Annotated in this window: 2 protein-coding genes; both read right to left on the bottom strand. The window is 72.1% G+C overall.

The window, feature by feature from the left end:
* Positions 1-1,547: condensation domain-containing protein (locus NK214_RS24770; protein ID WP_253315791.1), on the bottom strand; the 1,547-nt coding region annotated here is incomplete at its 3' end.
* On the bottom strand, positions 1,544-2,066 hold a 523-nt coding region (locus NK214_RS24775; protein ID WP_253315792.1), incomplete at its 5' end, for a phosphopantetheine-binding protein. The genes NK214_RS24770 and NK214_RS24775, both read right to left, overlap by 4 nt.

Consider the following 2,066-nt stretch of genomic DNA (forward strand, 5'->3'; position numbering starts at 1 on the left):
AGTCCGACGCGCTGTTCCGGCAGCACGCCGAGCTGGAGCAATTGCCGGGCCAATTGATTGGCGCGGGCGTCCAGTTCTCGATAGCGCAGCGCGGCGGTGTCGCCCTGGACGGCGATACGCTCGGGGAAGGCCTGGGCGGCATGCTCGAACCAGGCGCAAAGATCGGGATGCGGCGGCGCGACGACGAGAGGCGTCGGGCCCAGGGCCTGGGCGGCTTGTTCGGCGTTCAGCAGCGGCAGCCGCGCCAGCGGGCAATCCGGCTGCGCCGTCGCCGCCTGCAATAGCTGGCGGTAGTGTTCCAGCCAGCGGGCGGCGGTGTCGGCGCCGATCAGGCCGGCGCGGTATTCCAGCGTGGCGCGCAGGCCGTCGCCGTCCGGCTCCAGCATCAGGCTCAGGTCGAACTTGGCGTCGGCGGGAAACAGCGGCAGCGCTTCCGCCTCCACGCCCTGCCAGTCCAGGCGGCCCAGCGGCGCGTTCTGCAGCGCGAACAAGGCGCGGAACGGCGCGTCCTGGGCCTGGGCGCGCGGGCCGGCCAGCTTCACCACTTGATCGAAGGGCGCGTGCTGATGGGCGAAGGCGTCCAGGCAGCCGGCGCGGTTGCGCGCCAGCAATTGGGCGAAGCTGGGCGCGCCGCTCAAATCCTGGCGCAGGATCAGGGTGTTGACGAAGAAGCCCAGGGTTTGTTCGAACTCGGCGCGGTCGCGGTTGGCCACCGGGCTGCCGACGCAGATGTCCTCGCGTCCGCTCAGCCGCTGCAGCAGCGCCTGGAAGCCGGACAGCAGGGCCATGAACAAGGTGGCGTCGGCGGCGCGGGCCTGGACGCGCAGCGCCTCGGTCAGCGTGGCCGGCAGCGTCAGGCTGACGTGGCCGGCGGCCTCGCTCCGGCTTGGGCCGGCGGCGTAATCGCCGGGCAGCTCCATCTCGCCGTCCAGGCCGGCCAGCCGTTCGCGCCAGTAGCTCAAGGCCTCGTCGTCTTGGACGCGGGTTTCGCGTTCCCATTCCGAGAAATCGGCGTATTGCAGCGCCTCGGGCAGGGCCGGCGCGGGCAGGCCGGCGGCCAGCGCCGGATAGAGCGCGCCCAGCTCGCGCACCAGCACGCCCAGCGACCAGCCGTCGCAGGCGATGTGATGGATCACGATGGACAGCACATGGTGTTGCGGGCCGAGGACGAACAGGCGCGCCCGGATCACCGGATCGCGCCGCAAATCAAAGCGCAGGGCGGCTTCCGCGCGCAGCAGCGCCGTCAGGCCGGCCTCGTCGCAGGCGGTGAGCGGCAGTTCGCAGCCGGCTTCCGGGCGGATCAATTGGCAGGGTTCGCCGTCGATCAGATCGTATTGGGTGCGCAGGATCTCGTGGCGCGCCACCAGGGCGCCCAGCGCGGCTTGCAGTGCGTCGGCGTCCAGCGCGCCGCGCAGGCGCAGGGCCAGCGGGATGTGGTAGGCGGTGGAGTCCGGCTCAAGGTCCGTCAGCGTCCATAAGCGGCGCTGGGCGCCGGATTGCGGGAAAACATAGGCGTCGAAAGAGGCGTGGGCGTTGATTGCGTTCATGGTTGGCCTTGCTTGGACTGCTGGAATGAGGTGTCGCCGTCGGCGCCGGGTGTGACGCGCGCGAGTTGGCGGCGCGCCGGCCGCACCGGCGCGGCGGCCGAGGCCTGGCCGCGCAGCGCGTCGGCGGCTTGCGCCAGTTCCGCCGCGCGCGGATGTTCGAACAAAAGGCGCAGCGGCAGCGGCACACCCAGGCGCTCGCGCAGCCGGTTGGCGGCGCGCACCGCCAGGATGGAGTCGCCGCCCAGCTCGAAGAAGCTCTCGTCGCGGCTCACTTGCGGCAGTTGCAAGAGCTCGGCGAAGGCTTCGGCCACCAGGTATTCGCTGGGCGTGCGCGGCGCGTCGAAGGCGCGCCGGGCCAGCGGCTCCGGCGCGGGCAGCGCGGCGCGGTCCACCTTGCCGTGATGGGTCAGCGGAAAGCGCTCCAGCGCCACGATGACGGCGGGCAGCATGTGTTCGGGCAGCTCGGCGGCCAGCGCGGCGCGCAAGGTGGCCGGCTCGGCGTCGCCGACGGCGTAGGCG

Source organism: Chromobacterium sp. S0633 (genome assembly GCF_024158805.1).
Lineage (GTDB): Bacteria > Pseudomonadota > Gammaproteobacteria > Burkholderiales > Chromobacteriaceae > Chromobacterium.